The organism is Devosia enhydra, assembly GCF_900119845.1.
Taxonomy (GTDB): Bacteria; Pseudomonadota; Alphaproteobacteria; order Rhizobiales; family Devosiaceae; genus FPKU01.
In genome coordinates, this window is sequence record NZ_FPKU01000002.1 from 724,820 (window position 1) to 742,635 (window position 17,816).

Annotated in this window: 15 protein-coding genes; 6 read left to right on the top strand and 9 right to left on the bottom strand. The window is 59.7% G+C overall.

The window, feature by feature from the left end; genetic code table 11:
* Positions 1 to 49: 49 nt before the first annotated feature.
* Positions 50 to 1,033: a sensor domain-containing diguanylate cyclase gene (locus BT183_RS12665; protein ID WP_084603502.1), complete on the top strand. Its 984-nt coding sequence runs from the start codon at positions 50 to 52 to the stop codon at positions 1,031 to 1,033.
* 901 nt (positions 1,034 to 1,934) lie between these two features.
* Here BT183_RS12665 and BT183_RS21285 read toward each other — a convergent pair.
* A complete protein-coding gene (locus BT183_RS21285) occupies positions 1,935 to 2,144 on the bottom strand; it encodes a helix-turn-helix transcriptional regulator (RefSeq protein ID WP_072343588.1) in 210 nt (69 codons plus the stop codon).
* Between the two features lie 1,779 nt (positions 2,145 to 3,923).
* Here BT183_RS21285 and BT183_RS12680 point away from each other — a divergent pair.
* Genes BT183_RS12680 through BT183_RS21290 form a run of 5 tightly spaced genes read left to right on the top strand, consistent with a single transcriptional unit; the run spans position 3,924 to position 8,409 of the window.
* Positions 3,924 to 4,394, top strand: coding sequence for a putative pterin-binding protein (locus tag BT183_RS12680; RefSeq protein WP_072343591.1), 471 nt, complete (start codon positions 3,924 to 3,926; stop codon positions 4,392 to 4,394).
* Positions 4,391 to 6,106 carry a sensor histidine kinase gene (locus BT183_RS12685; RefSeq protein ID WP_072343593.1) on the top strand — a complete coding sequence of 572 codons (1,716 nt, stop codon included), beginning with the start codon at positions 4,391 to 4,393 and terminating at the stop codon, positions 6,104 to 6,106. Before BT183_RS12680 ends, BT183_RS12685 begins: the two co-directional genes overlap by 4 nt.
* A complete protein-coding gene (locus tag BT183_RS20525) occupies positions 6,096 to 6,485 on the top strand; it encodes a DNA-binding transcriptional response regulator (protein ID WP_143145788.1) in 390 nt (129 codons plus the stop codon). The genes BT183_RS12685 and BT183_RS20525 overlap by 11 nt, the downstream gene beginning before the upstream one ends.
* A complete protein-coding gene (locus tag BT183_RS12690) occupies positions 6,482 to 7,660 on the top strand; it encodes an EAL domain-containing response regulator (protein ID WP_072343596.1) in 1,179 nt (392 codons plus the stop codon). The genes BT183_RS20525 and BT183_RS12690 overlap by 4 nt, the downstream gene beginning before the upstream one ends.
* On the top strand, positions 7,657 to 8,409 hold the full coding sequence (locus BT183_RS21290) for a MarR family winged helix-turn-helix transcriptional regulator (protein WP_072343599.1): 753 nt from the start codon (positions 7,657 to 7,659) through the stop codon (positions 8,407 to 8,409). Before BT183_RS12690 ends, BT183_RS21290 begins: the two co-directional genes overlap by 4 nt.
* A gap of 367 nt (positions 8,410 to 8,776) precedes the next feature.
* On the opposite strand, the gene BT183_RS12700 is transcribed toward BT183_RS21290, so the two are convergent.
* The 8 genes from BT183_RS12700 to BT183_RS12735 all read right to left on the bottom strand — a co-directional run bounded on the left by BT183_RS12700 (position 8,777) and on the right by BT183_RS12735 (position 17,724).
* Complete coding sequence (locus tag BT183_RS12700; RefSeq protein WP_072343601.1) at positions 8,777 to 10,024, bottom strand: tyrosine-type recombinase/integrase; 1,248 nt, start codon at positions 10,022 to 10,024, stop codon at positions 8,777 to 8,779.
* A 437-nt stretch (positions 10,025 to 10,461) separates the two neighbouring features.
* A complete protein-coding gene (locus tag BT183_RS12705) occupies positions 10,462 to 12,195 on the bottom strand; it encodes a GMC family oxidoreductase (RefSeq protein WP_072343604.1) in 1,734 nt (577 codons plus the stop codon).
* A 12-nt stretch (positions 12,196 to 12,207) separates the two neighbouring features.
* Positions 12,208 to 12,654 (bottom strand): GlcG/HbpS family heme-binding protein, encoded by a 447-nt coding sequence (locus tag BT183_RS12710; protein ID WP_244545327.1) that lies wholly within the window; start codon positions 12,652 to 12,654, stop codon positions 12,208 to 12,210.
* Between the two features lie 28 nt (positions 12,655 to 12,682).
* Positions 12,683 to 13,570 (bottom strand): carbohydrate ABC transporter permease, encoded by an 888-nt coding sequence (locus BT183_RS12715; RefSeq protein ID WP_177282515.1) that lies wholly within the window; start codon positions 13,568 to 13,570, stop codon positions 12,683 to 12,685.
* A 2-nt stretch (positions 13,571 to 13,572) separates the two neighbouring features.
* A complete protein-coding gene (locus BT183_RS12720) occupies positions 13,573 to 14,430 on the bottom strand; it encodes a carbohydrate ABC transporter permease (RefSeq protein WP_084603504.1) in 858 nt (285 codons plus the stop codon).
* Positions 14,431 to 14,492: 62 nt separating this feature from the next.
* Entirely contained in the window at positions 14,493 to 15,794 is a 1,302-nt protein-coding gene (locus BT183_RS12725) for an ABC transporter substrate-binding protein (RefSeq protein WP_072343612.1), read from the bottom strand.
* A gap of 10 nt (positions 15,795 to 15,804) precedes the next feature.
* Positions 15,805 to 16,557 (bottom strand): GntR family transcriptional regulator, encoded by a 753-nt coding sequence (locus BT183_RS12730; RefSeq protein ID WP_072343616.1) that lies wholly within the window; start codon positions 16,555 to 16,557, stop codon positions 15,805 to 15,807.
* A gap of 3 nt (positions 16,558 to 16,560) precedes the next feature.
* Positions 16,561 to 17,724 (bottom strand): mandelate racemase/muconate lactonizing enzyme family protein, encoded by a 1,164-nt coding sequence (locus BT183_RS12735; RefSeq protein ID WP_072343619.1) that lies wholly within the window; start codon positions 17,722 to 17,724, stop codon positions 16,561 to 16,563.
* Positions 17,725 to 17,816: the final 92 nt, after the last annotated feature.

The following is a 17,816-nucleotide window of genomic DNA, read 5'->3' on the forward strand; positions in this document are numbered from 1 at the left end:
GCCGGGTATTGCGCTGAAGCCCAAATATCAATCTGCGATCTGGACGCCAATGATGATTGCGCCGAGCTACGATGACGAACGAATTGCCGCTGTCAGGCGCTACGGGTTGCTCGATGCCGCCACCGACAGTGATCTAGATCGGATCGTCAAGCTTGCACAGACGCTGCTGGGTTCTGAATCGGCGGCCATTTCGCTCATTGATCGCGACCGCCAGTTCTTTATATCGCGCCGGGGAATTGCCGAGGCGGAAACACCAAGGCAAACGTCTTTTTGCACTCATACCATCCGGGCGGCAGGGCCAATGGTAGTCGATGACGCAGAACACGATCCGCGTTTCGCCAACAATCCATTCGTCCTCGATACGCCTAAAGTACGGTTTTACGCTGGCGTCCCCCTTGCCAGTTCTGATGCCTACCCACTGGGAGCGTTATGCGTCTTCGATCCAAACCCGAGATCGGTGACGCCCGACCAGCTCTCCAGCCTTGAGAACTTAGCCGCATTAGCGATTCATCATCTGGAGCTGCGCCGGCAAGCGTCGATAGACACGCTCACCGGGACACTCAACAGAGCCACCATATTGCGCGTTGCGGAGCTGGAAATCGCGGATGCCGAAAAACATCAGACCAACCTCGCGGTGCTGATGGTAGACCTTGATCACTTCAAGACTATTAATGATACTTACGGGCATGGGACCGGGGACGCAGTTTTGGCCAGCGTGGGCCGTTTGCTCGAAAGCACTATTCGCAAGTCCGACTATGTCGGACGCTATGGCGGTGAGGAATTTTGCATGATTCTTCCCGGGGTCTCCGCTGAGCTCGCCTTTTCGATAGCGTCTAGGGTCCGTGCGACGATTGAAGATATGACTATAGAGGCAGAAGGTCATCGGCTGACCATCACCGCCAGCATAGGAATTGCCATGCTACATGAAAGAAATGGGCCAACCGTTACTTTGCTGTCTGCAGCTGACAGGGCGCTTTATGCGGCCAAGAGAAAGGGGAGAAACTGCGTAGTCTTTGCTTATCAAATGGTTTAAGGCCCCTTTGATCGTCTCGGGGAGTTGGCAATAATTGCTCAAGCCATTGAGGTGGATGCCCACGACGCCCAAGGGCCTGGCGGTTTACATCCCGCGATGTAGCACATTCCCCTGTCCGCGAGGAGCAACGCCGCCTCCTCGAAGCCGCAGCATCCCGGAAGAACGTACTATGCTGAACCTTCAGCTGCTGAGCCGGGAAGGTGGTCTGCATGAGGAGCCCGTCTGCTGTAGTATGTGTTATGGGCAGCGCTATGCGCGCTGCCCGTAGATAGTCACCAAATCTCAAAGCCCCCGCAGTCGCGAAGGAACGCGACAAATTTGACGACGTTGTCAGTGGTGAATTGGTAGTTTACCTCCCAAGGGTCGACTTGTCCGGTGCCTTCGCAATTGTCGCACCCGCTGCCGCCGGCGTTCGCGTAGCTGCCGTTGAGATGCATGCTGGCAGGAAGCGTCCCGGTTCCACCGCACCTCCGGCATGGCTCCCTTGGCAGCCTCGCTTGTTGAGCTGCGAACTCCAACTCCCAATTAGCAGCGTGGCCGCTGGCAACTCGGAGCATTAGCGTATCGGCGAGTGCGACCGACCTTTCGTCGTCAAGTCCGTCGCCGTCGTTGGTGTGCCAATAGCGGCATGCCGAGGTAATTTCCGGAGCTACCTTGCATGCGTATTCCGCCAGAGGGTGCCAAAACCACACATTGTTCCGAAAGTACTCACCATTTTCGCTTTTTGGCTTATTTCCAAATACATCCATTCCCATTCTCTATTCCTTTAAGTTTTTTTGTTAATATGATATTGATCATAGATGGTTCTCTATAATTTAGATTTCTATGCAATGTTATTATAAATGACGATTAAACGTCATGAATATCTTGAAATAGCTATAAACACATAATCGTGGCTCCTCTATTTACCCCTATTACTTCTATGTACCCATTTACCTGCAATCCATGCTTGGATCTCGCTGAGGCGATAAGCCCTCCGGCCTGGCGAAATGGCCACAGGTTCAGGGAACAAGCCTATATCCCGCAGGCGATACCGCGTGGTTCGCCCCAACGTCGTCAGCTTTCGACATTCTTTTTCGTCAATTAGGCGATCAAAAACAATTTCGTTCATTCAAATTCCTTTCCTGTCTCCTGGATGAGCAATAAGAGTATGCACTATATATGCGACAATGTCAACTATAAAATGATACAGAACGCCAGAAAGTGACTATTGACACGCATCTTTCTGAGATAATCATTAAAGAATTAATTGAGCAATAGCCCCCTGGTCGTTCAGGAATATAGACGTAGGCTCTGTTGATATAGACGCCCATCACACTTACTCCAAGCCGAGCGGTCGCGTTAAAAATGGACGTTTGATCGTCCTTGAGCGCCGTCGCAGGATCGGTGCCATGGCATGCAAATTGATCAGAATCGCACTATTTGGACCACGGCAAAATAGTATGATTTGTGGACAGCTAATAATAGCGCGATTCATCGTAATATGGCGCGCTCCCTTCTTTGCTGTTCAATCAGTTGTGCAGCATCGGGAACAGTATCAAATGATGGACAACGCCATAACCTGCGCGGATATGGCCGGACTGTTGTGGGCGTACTGAGCGCGTCCGCAGCTTGGCCCAACGCGCCCGAGGTTGAGGTGAATACGCCCCGAGCGGTCCGAGAGGTCGCAACTGCCCGGTTGACACATGCTCCCGGAGAAGCATCCAAATTGGTTCAATTCCCGGATGGCGCGACTTGATAGGTCGGTTTGCTTGAGCGTAGATGCGCTCGCCGTGCACACGGTGGGCGGCGCCGGTGACCCACGCCCAATGAGTAACACCGGCGCCGCTCTTGACCATTTACGCTGCCCTGCGGGACTCGGCAAAGAGCTTCTCGGTTGGGCTTGTTAAGTCGGCGATCGCAATGCTGGCACCCGCGAAGTCACAGTGACGTTCAGTTCGCGCCCAGTCTTATACAGATGAAAAGCACACCCTTTGCGTCGGCAGGGATATAGCGCGCCAAAACGCCCTTAGGCGATATGGTTTCAGATGGAGTGCGAGCGGAGTTTTAAGGTCTTAGGTCACATGTTGCGTTAAAGTGAGATGCTATTGGAGCAACGACAGCCCAAGCGTTAAAAGCTGGGCGTTGCGTTTACCAAACCGCCGCGGGACCTCAGTTGATCGCCTCTCTAAGTCGTCAGCGCTGGTTTTCCAAGAGCTCGATCCAAGCTCCTGACGTCGAAGGCACTCACCCTTGGGCACAAGTCGGTTAATGGTAGCGAAGGTTCATGATCCTGATCGTAAGGCGAGTGGTTCAAATTTCCTGCCAATTTGGCAACGAAAGCTCGCACCGCAAGCGTCGACATTGATAATTGGGAACCCAACCGAAAACCTGCTCCGTCTCGACTAAAAATGACACCTAGCGAAGCCGGACTTCAGGACGTAGCGCCAAGAGCGCGCCGTCGAGTTAGAACGACTAAGCACGGGTGTACAAGAGGCACTAACCATGGATATACACGCTATAGAACGGGCCTATATAAAGGTATCCCTAGAGGATTTGCTTTATACGTTATGGTTTTCACAATCGGATACTATAACACTGGCTGAAACTATGATACAGAGGGGCGTATTACTCCAGCGCGATTTCCCAGAATCCGACGTTCCATCGATTATACAAGAGATCGCTCGGGAGTTATTTGACTCTACCGCGCGGAGAGGAATAACGAATAATGTTATCGATCTAGATACTCATCGAAAGCAAACGAGGCCAACGGAAGGATAACTCGAGATCTCGTGCGAGGCTCGGCAAAAGCAAAGCAAATTCGTAGCGCTCCGAGAATCTACGTAAGCGGGCTGCCTGGGTGATCCGCCCAGCACAACTCAATCGTAACTGAAAGGGATCGGAGAGTACTATGAAATTGACTATTCTAGCTGCCTTCCTGCTCCTCGGCAGCGGTTTGGGCGCTTTGTCCTCGCCGCTTACGCTTTCGCTTTCAAGCGAGGCGACAGGAGCACTCACCGAGTTCGCCCTCAAAGACCTCGATGCCTTGACCCAGTCTGAGATCAAGACATCCACGCCATGGACCGAAGAACCTTATACCTTCTCAGGACCTAGGTTGAGCGCGGTGATTGCCCAAGCCGGAGTAAGTTCATTTTCGAGCATCACCCTCCGGGCCCTTAACGATTATTCCGTCACGCTGAGGGCTCAGGATGTCGCCGCGTTCGAGCCCATAGTTTCGACCCGCATGAACGGCGCACCGATGGCAGTCGAAGACAAGGGCCCCTACTGGCTTATCTTTGATCTCGACAATACGCCTCAGTCTCATCAGATCCAGACGACATCCTGGATGATTTGGCAGCTGATTGAGGTCCGCGTTCGTTGAACGTTCTGTGGCGCATCCTGCCGGCTTTGGCGGTCCTGCAGGTCATCCCTTTCGCCTTTGTCGCCTATATGAGCTATACAGCTCACACTGAACAACTCGATGTGCTTCGGGATGTACAGACGTCCACCCAGTGGGATGTGCACCAGGCCTCTCTTGAGCATGCTCGTCTGATGGGCGCCTTCGATGCGCTTGTTACCCGCCAGACTGATATCGACGATGACGATCTCGATCATGCTGAGTTGCGGCTCGCCATCTTTGTGTCTCGTATCGACATACTGGCGGTCCGCACTGCCAACGCGCCCCTTGCTATTCCCGATGGCTATCAGGAGACGATGAGCACGCACAGCAAGGTTTCGCGTGCAATGCTTTCCGAATTGCGGGCTGCCCGACACTCAGCCTCGACGCCAGCGGATCTCCAGAGGATCGCGACGAGTCTCAGACCGATCGGAACATCCATCAACATGATGCTGGCTGATATGGTCCTGTACAGTACGGAGATGCAACGTCGTCAGGAGATCATTGCCGGTTCAAGAACTAGGCCGGCCCTGATACTGCTCATCGCATCTCTGTTTTTGGGATATGGCCTGAACCTCCTTCAGCTCTGGAGATCGCAGCGCCTGAACGAGAGGCTGGCGGTAGCCATTGCCGATGAGCGCAATGCGATCAATGATTTGAACCGCCTGCTCGACACCATACCCTCCGGGGTAATGATCCTCAGCCAAGTCAGCGATACGCCACTCACCAAGAACGCTCGCGTCGATGCGCTTGGCGGACCATCGATGGATGAGCTGATGCGGTGCGTTGGCGAAATTCGAGAGAAAATGGCGGGGGAGGGCTCCGTTCCGGCCATGAGTTCGGGCGAAGCGCAGCTGACGCTGGTCAACGAGGAGGGCTTGGGGCGTCGCCTGAACATACGGGTCGTTTATCCCGATTGGTCCACTGAGAAGTATGTCGTCTATGTCCAGGACCTGGGATCGACCGGCGTTGAGGTCATCAAGGCGGCAGAGACGGCGCGAATGATAACCTTGGGGCACATCACGGGTGCGGTTGCGCATGAACTGAACCAGCCATTGGCCGTAATTCGCGCAGCAGCTGAAAATGGTCTGCTGCTCCTGAGGTCGCATTCTCCAAACAGCATGGAGGCGGCACTGGCCAAGCTCGAGCGTATAGCGAACCACGCGGCTCGGGCCGGTCGTATCGTCTCGCAGATTCAACGCTACGTCATGCCTCCGGATGACGGCGATGCCCCGTTTATCGTCAAGGATCGCCTGAACAACGCCATAGGCTATGTGGCCGACACCATGCGGGCTGAACAGGTCGCCCTGCACCTGGATATCCGGGATCGGTTCGCGAAGGTTCTTGGAGATGGCCACCTCTTCGAGCAGGTGCTGGTCAATATTCTCTACAATGCGGTGGAAGCGTTTCGCGCAAGGCCTCGTGAAGGCAAGACCGTCTCCATAAAGCTAAAGCGCGTTTCCCGACGCGTGGTCATCGCCATACTCGACAATGCCGGCGGCCTCAGCGCACAGGTTGCTGCAGACCCGTTCGCTCCCTTCGCCACGACCAAGGGGTCGGCGGGTTCGGGCCTCGGATTGGCGATCACGAAGGCGGGTGTCACCGCGATGGGCGGCACCATCAGACTAAGGTCCTTCGCTACCGGGGTAGCGGTACTGGTAACCCTTCCCGTAGCCGGCGATACTCATGTTAATTGACGTCCTAATAGCCGATGATGAAGTCGATTTCCTCGATGAAGTTTCTCTAGGTCTTCGCCTCTTCGGATGGTCGACGACGACGTGCAGCAGCGTATTCTCCGTCCTCGAAAACCTTAGCCGCCGGAGGGATCGCTTGGCCGCTTTAATCGTTGACCGATCTTTCTCGGATGGCGATTTCTTGCAAATTGTCCGGTTCTTTGAAGGGAACCGTTCGATCCCGAAGCCAAATGTGATTATCCTCGTCACAGGGTCTATCGTCTACAGCCTTCCAAAATCTGTGTGCTGCCCAGTCCGAACGCTATTTAAGCCTGTTTCGGTCCTGGAACTGGATGAAATCATCAGAGCGCACCTGCCGGATCATACGGCGGAGGAAAAATGAAAGTCGTAATATTTGAGGACAATTCGGAACTTGCCGATGAAATGCGGACGGCGCTGACGTCTGCTTCCCTAGACGTATCGATTGCAGATCTGAACGACGTGAAGGGGTGGCGAGGAGAACTCAGGGCGGATCTGGTGATCTGTGATCTCGACCTTGATCGCTGGAGCTATGTGGACGTCATCAATTCCGTTGACCCTGCATGCCGTCCCACGGTTGTGTTCATCAGCGGAAGAGGGCAGGATCTGCTCTCCTCGGCGGCGGTCTATACGAAATCGCTCTCCGTCGAAGTCGTGGGTTTGCTGGCCAAGCCATTTTCTATATTGCATTTAAACAAAATTGTCGAGTCTCTTGCTCTGCAAGGGGCGTCCCGCGGCTCGGTGGTTGCCCCAATTGGTCATGTTGGAGGCTCAACATCGCAGGTGCAGAGGTATTCGACGCCCTTTGCGGCTCAACCGATCTACCGCTCCAGCGATCTCTTGTGCGTCGGCGCCGAAGTGTTACTCTGGCGTGTCGAAGAGCGGTCTGAAGAGGCAACTGGTAGCGAAAGCGTTCTCAACAATCGGCTTGCATCAAACGCGGTCCGCCTGTGGGATAATATCTTCTTTTCGCAGATTGCTGGCATTCACGATATCCTGACATCCTATAAAGACACGTTGGACGCGGAATTTTTTGTCAGCGTGAACATGCCGTGGCATATAGTTACAGACGCGACTCTATTCTCGCGCCTCACGGACTTTTGCAGTAAACAGACCTTTGTCGAAGGTATTGTACTGGAGGTCAACGAAGCTGAAGTCGGGAAGATCGATGCCTCTTCCATGGCGGCATTCAGTCGCCTCCGCCTATCCGGCTTTGGTCTTGCTCTGGATGATGTCGGGGCTGGCGATGCGGGGTTGCGCAGCGTCTCTCAGCTGCCCGCCACACATTTGAAACTGGACAAGTCGCTTCTTCACGGCGCGCGCTTAGGCGGCAAAGGAGCCGCTGTCCTTGAGGGAATGATCGCTTTCGGACAGAAGGCCGGCTGCAAGGTCGTAGTGGAAGGAATCGAAAGGGCCAGCGATCTTCAGCTGGCGCGCTTCCTTGGAGCTGATTATCTCCAAGGCTACTTTTTGTCTGGAAAAATCGCCTGGGACCTAGCCATACGCAACGTCGTCCAGTCTCGCAGGGACGGGCAATGACAGGAGCGATAGATCGGTCGCTGGTCCTGGTTGCCGAAGATGACGCAGATCTCCTCGAGGAATTGACCGAGGCCCTGCGCGGGCGAGGTTTCCCGACGCGCCCGGAAGCCTCTCTAATGGGTGCTCTCGGCGCAGTGTCCTCATCCAACAGCATCCAGGTTATCGTAACCGACATCAGGCTGGGCTCTTTCAATGGCCTCGAGTTGGTTCGGCGCGCCTTCGTTACGCCGCGCACTCGGCCTCTGTCCTCGGTTGTCATTACTGGAAAGCCTGATTTTGAGACGGCTATCACCGCGATGAGGTATGGTGTAGCCGACTACATCGTCAAACCCCTTCTGCTCGATGACCTGCTGAACGCAGTCGGGAGATTGCTGAGCGCCGTTGATGCCCGGAAACTTGTCAGTCAAGGCACAGCGGATGTCCTTCTTGTGCGGAAGATCCTCAAGATTCTGCGCCAACCCTCTCGCATAGGAGCAGCCTCGACCGGCGATACGGCGGTAATCATGCTGCTTGATGCCTATGAGAGCTGGCTTTCTGGGACAGAACTTTCGATTTCGTCGGTGTCATTCGGCAGTGGTGCATCCACTACAACCGCGTTCAGGCGTGTGAGGGAGCTATGCGACCGGGGCCTGCTCGCTAGACATGAGGACTTTGACGACAGACGCAGGGTCTTTGTTAGAATCACGGATTCAGGACGTTATGAGGCCGAAAAGATTCTCTCGGTATGGCGCAGACATTTAAGCGCGTAGAGACAAGGCCCCGTGTTCAAAAATAGACGGAGATGTGCCGCGTAGTCGAGGGATGCGCAGGAGCAACATATGCTCGCTGACTCGGCACGAAGATCAATCCGGCGCGATGCAGCAGCCACGCTTTGAGCGCTTCATGCTTTCTCCGACAATTCATATTAAATGTAAAAACTGATGTTCAAAATCCGGTAATGAGCGCATTCGCGATAACTTTTGCGACGACAGCTCTCGAAACGGGTTGATCGAGCCGGTTGTTTTATTCTGACGACACGGCGTTTAATTTTTATATTGTGATCGGGTTTTGACTCGCGCCGGGCTACGTACCGCCAGTCTTTAAATGACGGGATTTGGTTTTGGTCGGGTGTCGACCTTAAGTACTGATTGCCGGGGAAGACGGTGCGTTCAGAAAAGCGCCCCAACTTTCCATGGCAATGCGCCTCTCATCCAAAAGGTCGGTCCTCTTGTAGGCCGCGACGACCGCGTTCCTTTCAGTGTGCGCCAGCATTGCCTCCATGACATCGTTGGCAACGTTGTTCTCAGCTCCCCAGACCCGCAGGGAGGACCGGAAACCATGAACGGTGGCATAGCGTCCTGGTGCGTCACTGGGCACGCGATGGTCCCTCAGGAATTTTGACATCGTCGCGTCACTGAACTCTCCCCCGCGCGGTGCAGGAAATACCAGTTCACCAGATCGACCATTCGACCGCTGCCTGCTGAGCAACTCCTTCATCCTCCCGGTCAGGGGGACGCGGTGTTCCTTTCCCGCTTTCATCCTATGCCCTGGGATAGTCCAGATACCGTTGGTGAGGTCGACCTCATCCCACTTCATGCCACGCACTTCACCGGAACGGCATCCACTGAGGATAAGAAACTCCAGGGCCTCTCGACAGGTCCCTGGCGCCCCGTTCCGCAGCACTTTCTGAACGAAATCAGGAACCTTCTGCCAAGGCAACGAAGGCAGGTGCTGTTGAGTGGCTTTGGCGCTCGGTCGTGATGGAAGCAGGTCCTTCACGGACTCCATGGGATTCGTGGTTGTCAGACCTGTCGAGCGACACCAGGACATTATCTTGGTGCAGCGCTGGAACAAGCGCGTTGCCGTCTCTGGCTTTGACGTCCAGATTGGCTTCAAGACCTGGACAAAGTCTTCCCTGGAAAGCTCATCCACGCGCTTCTTGCCCAGGGAGGGGTAGGCGTACGTCGCTAGCGAAGAGCTCCACTGTTCCAAGCTCTTGGAGCCCTCACGCCAGCGCCCCTTCTGCAGCTCAATGTACTCGCCGCAAGCGACTTCGAATGTCTTGATGTTGCTACGCTGCCTTAAGAGCGCCTTTGCTGCATCGCGTTGGGCAATGGGATCCTCCCCTCGACCAAGCATGTCATGGCACTGACGCGCCTCCTTGCGCGCGGCGGCAATCGAAATTTTGGGATACGAGCCAAGGCCCATGTCCCGGCGCTTACCCTTGCCCGACGCATCTCTTTCCGTGGGAGACACAAACCGAAAGACCCAGGCGCCTCGACCTTTTTTGCCGTTTGATTTCAGCATGAGATTGTCCACGGACCCGTCCATCAGGACATCGCCCTTCGCTGCGATCGACTTGGCCCTGCTGTCGGTAAGCGCCATTTTCTCCCCTCATTTTATCCCACACAGTATACCACATTTTTTGCGCACTGTACAGTTCACGCTGGAACAGGAAGGCGCCAAGAAGCCCGGAAACCCGGGGTTTTTTGGACACCCTGGAAGATCCCAGCTTGCGATGAAACCGAATACTGGCGGACTCCCTCTCCGCCATTAACTTCTTGATCTTATGATCGCTTTGCCTTCAGACGGTGGCGCAGCCAACCCTCTGAAGTTTCCGGTCAATTTGAGGCGGGCGCAGCGCCACGGCGCCGGCGGCGCTGCTGTGGCTCGCATGGCGCCGTTGGTGGACGCATCAGCGCTCACGCCCGCCGCGTGAGCTCGGCCGGCGACATGCACATCATGGCCCGCCGGGCTCGGGTGCGCCCCAGCCCGGGCGAAACGGTCTGTGGTCTCGTCTGCGGCACCTGGGCCCGAGGCGCTCAGTGGGTGAGCGCGGGGCTCGTCCGGACCATAGCCCGATCCGCGGCGATGATGAGATCGGCGACCTTCTCGGCCACCATGATGGTGGGAATGTTGAGATTGGCCCGTGGCGCCGTCGGCATGATCGAGGCATCGGCGACGCGCAGTCCGCGCAAGCCATGGACGCGCGCGCTCGTGGGGTCGACCACCGCATCGCGATCGTCTGCCGGACCCATCCGGCAGGTTCCGCAGACGTGCCACTGCCCGAAGGCGTTGGCCCTGACGTAATCCTCCAGCATGTCGCGGTCCGACAGGAGCTGCCCCAGCGTCATGCGGCTGGCCACGGCAATGTCGAAAAATGCCTTGCGCGCCGGCGGCAGGATGTCGATCACCGTCGCCACCGGCGCGGTGATGAGGAAATTGCGCAGTGTCTGCCGGCCCAGCGATTTGGCAAAGCCGGTATAGCTCGAAGGGCTCGGATGCTCGAGATAGCCGGTCATGGCATCGGTGGCAAAGAGCCGAGCCATCAGTTCGATGGCGCCGCAGAGCCGTGCCAGGTCGCGCGCGTCGGAGAGATAGTTGAGGTCGATCAGCGGTTCGACCCGTGGGTCGGCGCTGACGAGGTCGACCCGCCCGCGCGATTCCGCCTTGTTGATCCAGCCGAGCATCGAGGCGATGCGGATGCCGAGCGGGTGCCAGGCCGATTTGGCCGCCAGCATCATGAACATGTCGGAGGGCCCGCACCCCTCCACCCCCGAACTGTAGCGCAGGCCCAGATGGATGTGGCGGCGCGTGTGCTTGAGGCGCGCGCCCGGCCTGATATAGGCCGAGAGCGATGTGCCGGGATGCTCCTGCAAATTGGCGCCGACACCGGGCAGGTCGATCACCGCTTCGACCCCGACCTTGCGCAGCGCCACCGCAGGCCCGATACCCGAGCGCATCAGCAGGGCCGGAGAGTGGATGGCGCCTGACGAGACGATGATCTCGCGCCCCCTTATGGTCTCCTCGCCGCCCTGGCGCTCGACCAGCACACCGGTGACCGCGCCGCCCTCAATAAGCAGCCGCAACACATGGGTTTTGGCCATGATGGTCAGGTTCGGCCGCGCCCGCGTCGCCGCGTCGAGATAGGCCATGGCGGTCGAGACGCGATGCTTTCCGCCATTGTTGGAGAGCGACATCGGGAAATGGCCGTCGGTGAACACCCCGTTCTGGTCCTCGAGGCCCCGATAGCCGATCTCGGACATGGCGCGCTCGGCCGCCAGCGACAGCGCCGGCCATTTCTCGCGCGGAATGCGATGGATGGGGATCGGCCCGGATTGGCCGTGCAGCGGTCCGTCGAAATCGAGATCGGTTTCGAGCCGCTTGAAGAACGGCAGCACTCCCTGCCAATCCCAGCCCTCGCAACCGAGCCGCCGCCACTCCTCATAATCGTCGGGCGTGCCGCGATTGGCGATCTGGCCGTTTATCGAGGAGCCGCCGCCCATCAGGCGGGCCTGCTCGTATTTTTTCGGCGCCGGTCGGTCCGGCCGGTTGTGCAGATTGGGTTGCGTCGTGGCCTTGAGGCCGGCCCAGTGATTTGCCGGATCGTGGGCCGCCTTGCCCGGATAGGTATCGAGGATGGCCTCGCCTTCCTCTCCCGGCTTGAGGTCCCGCCCCGCCTCGATCAAGAGGACCTTGCGATTGCGGTCAGCGGAAAGGCGGTTGGCCAGAACGCATCCGGCGCTCCCGCCACCAACGATGATGACGTCGAACATCTTGCAGTCTTTCTACCCTTGCCGCGCCGGACGCCCGGCATTCCAGCGGCGATTGAATGCCTCGACCGCCGCCTCGGCGACGTCCTGGTCCTCTGCCGTCGAGCCCGAACTGACGCCGATGGCCCCCACCACGGCGCCCTCGACGACCAGCGGAATGCCGCCCGGGAGCGTGGTGAACCGGCCCCCGAGCAGTGCCTGGGCGCCAAAACCCGGCGCTCCGGGCTGAGTTGCGGGGCCGATCTCCTTGGTCGGTTTGCGCGCCCCGGAGGCCGCGAACGCCTTGGTGATGGCGATCTCGATCGAAAAGAATTTCGCCCCGTCCATCCGCCGAAAGGCGACAAGATGTCCGGCATCGTCGACCACGGCGATGTTCTGCGGCACGCCCATGGCGCTGGCACGGGCGGTGGCGTCGGCGATGACGGCTTCGGCCGCCTCGATGTCGATGCTGGTTCTTGTCAACACGCGGCAGGCTCCCTTTTAATTGTGGTCAGCCCTTCACCGATCCGCGGGTCAGCCCCGATACGATCTGGCGCCCGAGCAGGATGAAGATCAAAAGGATCGGTACGATGCCCATCATTGCCGCGGCGGTGAGCGGTCCCCATTCGCGGCCGAAATAGCCGATGAAATTGTAGATGGCTGGCTGCACCGGCCGCAGCGCCGGATTGTCCACCATCACCGAGGAGACGACGAACTCGTTCCACGAACCGACGAAGGCGAGCACACCGGCCGCGCCCAGCGCCGGACGCGACAGCGGCAGGATGATGCGCCAGAGAATGCCGAAATGGTCCGATCCATCGATCAGCGCCGCCTCGTCGAGCTCGCGCGGGATGGTTTCGAGCGTGCCCTTGACGATCCAGATCGCCATCGGCAGCTGGTTGGCGGTGTAGATCAGCGGCAGGGTGAACCAGGCATTGGTCAGCCCAAGGCGGGTGAAGAAGATGTAGTTGGGGATGAGCAGCGCCGCCGCCCCCAGCGACAGCGGGATCGAGGCGACCACGAGCAGCAGCAGCGTGCTCCGCAGGGGAAACTCGAACCGATCGAAGGCATAGGCCGCCGGCAGGGCGAGCGCCAGAGTCGCCAGCACCGTGCCGCAGGCATAAAGGATGGTGACCTGAAGGGTACCCAGAAAGCCGCTGGTGATCACCCGCTCGTAGTTCTCGAGCGTGGGGGTGAAGTCGAGCAGGGTGGGCGGATAGCGGAAGAGATCCTCCTGCGATTTCAGCGAGGTAAGGATGCCCCAGATCACCGGCAGCAGGTTGACGACGCAGAGCAGCGCAAAGAGCAGGCTCACGGCGATGGCCCAGGCGGGCGGCAGCTTCACGCGGCGCGCGCGGGTGCGGCGGCTCGGGGCGGCGGCATCAATGGAACTGGTCATGCTCATACCTTCCACCGCGCCAGCCGGACATAGGCCAGCACCAGCAGCACGTTGCCGCAAAACATCATCACCGCCAGCGAACTGGCCGAACCGAGGTCATAGGTCAGGAAGGCGCGGTCGAAGACGTCCATTGGCAGGATGCGCGTCGCCGAACCCGGCCCGCCTCCGGTCAGCACCAGCGGGGTTTCCACCGTGTTGACGCTCGAAAGGGTGAGCACGATGACGATCAGCAGCAGCGGGGTCTTGAGCAGCGGCAGGGTGATGGACGAGAAGATCTGCCAGTCGCTCGCCCCGTCGATGCGGGCGGCTTCGTTGTAGTCTTCCGGAATGCCCTTGAGTCCGGCGAGGATGATGATCAGCGCGTAGCCGATGCGTTTCCACACCGAGACTGCGATCAGCCAGCCCATGGCCCCGTTCGGGTCGTTGAGCGGATGCACGTTGGAAAAGCCCAGCGTGCGGGCCAGCGAGATGGCGAGGCCGATATCGTTGAGAAAGACCCAGCGGAAGAGCAGTGTCGCCACGACGGTCGAGATGATCCAGGGCAGGATGATGATCATCTGGGCGATAAAGCCCCGCCGGTTCCCCAGCCCGTTGATCCACACCGCGAGGCAGAGTGCGATCGCGGTGGTCAGCGCCACCGTCGCGCTGGCAAAGACCACCGTACGCCAGAAGGTGGCGCCCAGGCTCGGATCGGTGAGCAGCCGGGCGTAGTTGCCAAGGCCGATGAAACCGGTCTGCACCCCGTACTGGATGCGGTAGAGGCTGAACCAGAACCCGTAGATGACGGGGGCGAACAGCACCAGCGTCATGGCGGCGAAGGCCGGCAGGACATAGCTCATCGAGGTCAGTCGGGACTGCATGGAATGCCTTTCGCACCCGTGGGGGCCGCAGCGCACCAGAGGTGCGATGCGGCGTGCGACCGTCAGCGGTTGTTGAGCCTGTTGAACTCGGCCTCGGCGTCCTCGAGCGCGGTGGCCACGTCGGTGCCTTCCACGAGGATGCGCTGCGCGGCCTTGTTGAGCGCCTGCCGGTAGCCGCCGACCGAGAACTCGATCGGGGTCAGCCAGCCATATCTGGCCGCGCCTTCCGCGGCGACGCTGAGATATTCATTGCCGGGCTGGGCGATGAAATCCTTCATGTTGGCGAGCGTCGAGAGAAGGCCCGGCACCTGTCCGCCGGCCTCGACCCAGATCGGATCGCCATCGGGGCCCAGCATGTATTCGACGAAGCTGCCGGCGGCCTCGGCATTGGCACTGCCCGACCAGACCCCGACGGCCCAGCCGGCCATCACTGCGGGCGAATGTTCCACCGTGCCATTGCCCGGCCAGAGCGCAAGGCCGACCTTGTCTTTGCCGAGCTGGGCCTGAAGGGTCGATACACGCACCGCCGGGCCCTGCACCATGGCCAGCCGGCCGGCGGCGAACTGCTCGAACAGGTCGTCCACCGTCCAGGACACGGATTCGCGCGGGGAGATTCCGTCCTTGACCAGATCGGTGAGGAAGGTCATCGCCGCGACGCCGGCGTCGCTGGCGAAATTGGCCGTGCCATCCGCGTTGAACAGCGGCTCGCCGGTCGCCAGGAGCTGCGGGATCATCACCGAGGGGTCGGCCTGCTGCTCGGAAAAACCCTGTGCGAAGCCATAGCGGGTGACGTTGCCGGCGGCGTCCTTTTCGGTCAGCTGCTCGGCCGCGTCGCGGAACTCTTGCCAGGTTGCAAAACCGTTGGGATCGATGCCGGCGGCGTCGAGCAGGTCCTTGCGATACATCAGCGAGATGTAGTTGCGCGAAACGAAGATGGCGTGCTGCTTGCCATCGACGCTGGTGAGATCCCAGTAGGCGCCGGCATTGTCGGCGACCCGCTCGGCCGGCCAGTCGTTGATGAAGAGTTCGTTGAGGTCGGCGAGCGAGCCCGAGGCGATGGCGTCGCCGAGGAAATCGGTGACCACCCAGATCACGTCCGGGGCATTGCCGGTGGCGTGGGCGGCGAGGAATTTCGGCGTCATCTGGTCCCACACCTGCGGCTCGACCAGGATCTTCGTGCCGGGATTGGCCGCCTCGTACTGGGTGATGATCTTGGCCAGGGCCACCTCGCGCGGCGCGGTTCCGGCCGGGTTGAGAAAGGTCCACATGCGGATCGTCGTCTCCTGCGCGATCGCGGTCGTGGCCAGCGCCATGCCGATGATCGACGCCGCGACGCCGAGCGCCGCTCCCAGAGCTTTGGTCATTGGTCTCCTCCTAAGCTTGAACGCTTTTTGGTTTCGTCGTCAGGTCTCGATCCACCGGTCGTGCGGCGAGGTCGGCCAGCGCGTCCTTCAGCGAGCGTGCGAGGTGGCGCCGCGTGGCGGTCTCGAAGGCGGCGAAGTCCGCATCCCGAAGGGCGTTGATCAGGCCCCAGTGTTCGTTGCTCTCGGCCTCGAGCCGGTCGCGCCAGGTGTCGAGGCCGCGCTGCACCAGCGAGCCGGCGACCTTGGTCCTGATGCTCTGGTAGACCGAGACCAGGATGTCATTGCCACTGAGCTCCACGATGCGGCCGTGCAGCCGGCCGTTGAGGTCGAGCTTCTGCACGTGGTTGGCGAGCGCTTCCGAACTCTCCTGGCTGCGCTGCAGCGCCGAGAGATAGTCGATGTCGGCATCGCTTATGAGCCCGTCGCGCCGCCGCGCCACGGCAAGTTCGCCGGCGGTCAATTCGAGCCCCTGTCGCACCTGCCAGAGATTGGTGACCTGCCTGGCGTCGGGCGTGCGCACATGGAACCCGCGCCGCTGGATACCATCGACGAAGCCGTCGGCGGCCAGTTGCATCAGCGCCTCGCGCACCGGTGTCATCGAGACCCCGAGCTGTTCGGCGATGCGTTCGGGGTAGAGCCGGGTGCCCTCGTCGAAGGCCCCCTTCATGATCATGTCGACAAGCGTCAGGCGCACGTTCTCGGCCAATGTGGCGCCGGGCTCACCCGAGAGCATGACAATCTGTTCGTTGCGGCCTGCTGGCATGATTCAACCTCCCGACTGGATGTCGAGACGATAGCGCTGAAGCTTCTGCATGTCCGGTTCTCCGCCATGGCCGGGGCGGTCGGCCGCCACGAGGCAGCCATCGACGAGGGCGGTGGGCGTGACGCCCATCTCGTCGCGCATCGGGTTGGGCAGGCGGTTGGCCTCGTAGGAGTGAAAGCCGCGCGCCGCCCGCCCGGCATGCACCGATGCGGCGACGGCGACCGAGGCGCCGACCCCGTGCGGAGCCATGGTGAGGCCGCTCGCGTGGCAGAGTTCGCCAACGGCGAGGAGCCCCGAGACGCCCCCGCAGCGGCCGATATTGCATTGCAGGATGTCGACCGCACCGGCCCGGACCAGAGCGCGATAGGCGCCCATGGCAAACTCGTTTTCGCCAGCTGCGATGGGAACCGGGGAGGCCCTGCGCACCTCGGCCAGCGCCTCAGGATCATCGGGCGGGATCGGTTCCTCGAGCCAGCCGATGTCGAAGCGCGGAAGCGCCCTGGCCAGCGCGATCGCGGTCGGGACGTCGTAGCCGCAATTGACGTCGAGATAGAGCGGCAAGCTGCCGAGCGCCGAGCGCGCCGCCTCGATATGGGCCAGATCGGTTGCAATGCCGCGGCCGATCTTGAGCTTGAAGGCACGGTATCCCTGATCGAGATAGCTTGAGGCATCGGCCGCAGTTTCGGCGGGCGTGGCGCGGAAGGCGATGGGGCTGACATAGGTCGGCACGGGTCCGGGGGAGGAGCCGAGCAGGGTTGCCAGCGGCACGCCCGCTGCGCGCGCCTTGAGATCCCACAGGGCAATGTCGACCCCGCTCAGCGCTTCCATCGCCGGACCGCGCGTATGGCCCATGGCGAAGAAATAGTCATGCAGCGCCGATGTCATGGCGGCCGGATCGCCGATGTCCTCGCCGATCATCGCAGGCGCAACGACGTGGGTGAGGAGGCTCGCTGCGGCAAGCGGATGGGGCAAGCCGAAGCATTCGCCATAGCCGACAACGCCATCATCGCTCTCAGCCACCACCAGCGTGGCGAACTGGCCGGTGCGCGGGATCCGCTGGAAATGCGCCGCCGGCGCACGGATATGAGCCGGTACCTTGTCGGCGCCGCCATAGATGTCGGCGAACCGGGCCTGAAGGGGAATGGCAGTCAGCCGCGTAAGTCGCATCGGTGATCCTGTAATTTATAAAATATTGTTTACAGGAAATCGCGGGCGGGTCAAGGGGCTGGTCGTTTCCGGCTGGCGGGGATTTTTCGTGC

What these genes read in the sequence shown, in the direction of transcription:
- BT183_RS12665 (WP_084603502.1), top strand. Translation starts at nt 50, where the DNA reads ATGATGATTGCGCCGAGCTACGATGACGAACGAATTGCCGCTGTCAGG.
- BT183_RS21285 (WP_072343588.1), bottom strand. Translation starts at nt 2,144, where the DNA reads ATGAACGAAATTGTTTTTGATCGCCTAATTGACGAAAAAGAATGTCGA.
- BT183_RS12680 (WP_072343591.1), top strand. Translation starts at nt 3,924, where the DNA reads ATGAAATTGACTATTCTAGCTGCCTTCCTGCTCCTCGGCAGCGGTTTG.
- BT183_RS20525 (WP_143145788.1), top strand. Translation starts at nt 6,096, where the DNA reads ATGTTAATTGACGTCCTAATAGCCGATGATGAAGTCGATTTCCTCGAT.
- BT183_RS12690 (WP_072343596.1), top strand. Translation starts at nt 6,482, where the DNA reads ATGAAAGTCGTAATATTTGAGGACAATTCGGAACTTGCCGATGAAATG.
- BT183_RS21290 (WP_072343599.1), top strand. Translation starts at nt 7,657, where the DNA reads ATGACAGGAGCGATAGATCGGTCGCTGGTCCTGGTTGCCGAAGATGAC.
- BT183_RS12700 (WP_072343601.1), bottom strand. Translation starts at nt 10,024, where the DNA reads ATGGCGCTTACCGACAGCAGGGCCAAGTCGATCGCAGCGAAGGGCGAT.
- BT183_RS12705 (WP_072343604.1), bottom strand. Translation starts at nt 12,195, where the DNA reads ATGTTCGACGTCATCATCGTTGGTGGCGGGAGCGCCGGATGCGTTCTG.
- BT183_RS12715 (WP_177282515.1), bottom strand. Translation starts at nt 13,570, where the DNA reads ATGACCAGTTCCATTGATGCCGCCGCCCCGAGCCGCCGCACCCGCGCG.
- BT183_RS12720 (WP_084603504.1), bottom strand. Translation starts at nt 14,430, where the DNA reads ATGCAGTCCCGACTGACCTCGATGAGCTATGTCCTGCCGGCCTTCGCC.
- BT183_RS12725 (WP_072343612.1), bottom strand. Translation starts at nt 15,794, where the DNA reads ATGACCAAAGCTCTGGGAGCGGCGCTCGGCGTCGCGGCGTCGATCATC.
- BT183_RS12730 (WP_072343616.1), bottom strand. Translation starts at nt 16,557, where the DNA reads ATGCCAGCAGGCCGCAACGAACAGATTGTCATGCTCTCGGGTGAGCCC.
- BT183_RS12735 (WP_072343619.1), bottom strand. Translation starts at nt 17,724, where the DNA reads ATGCGACTTACGCGGCTGACTGCCATTCCCCTTCAGGCCCGGTTCGCC.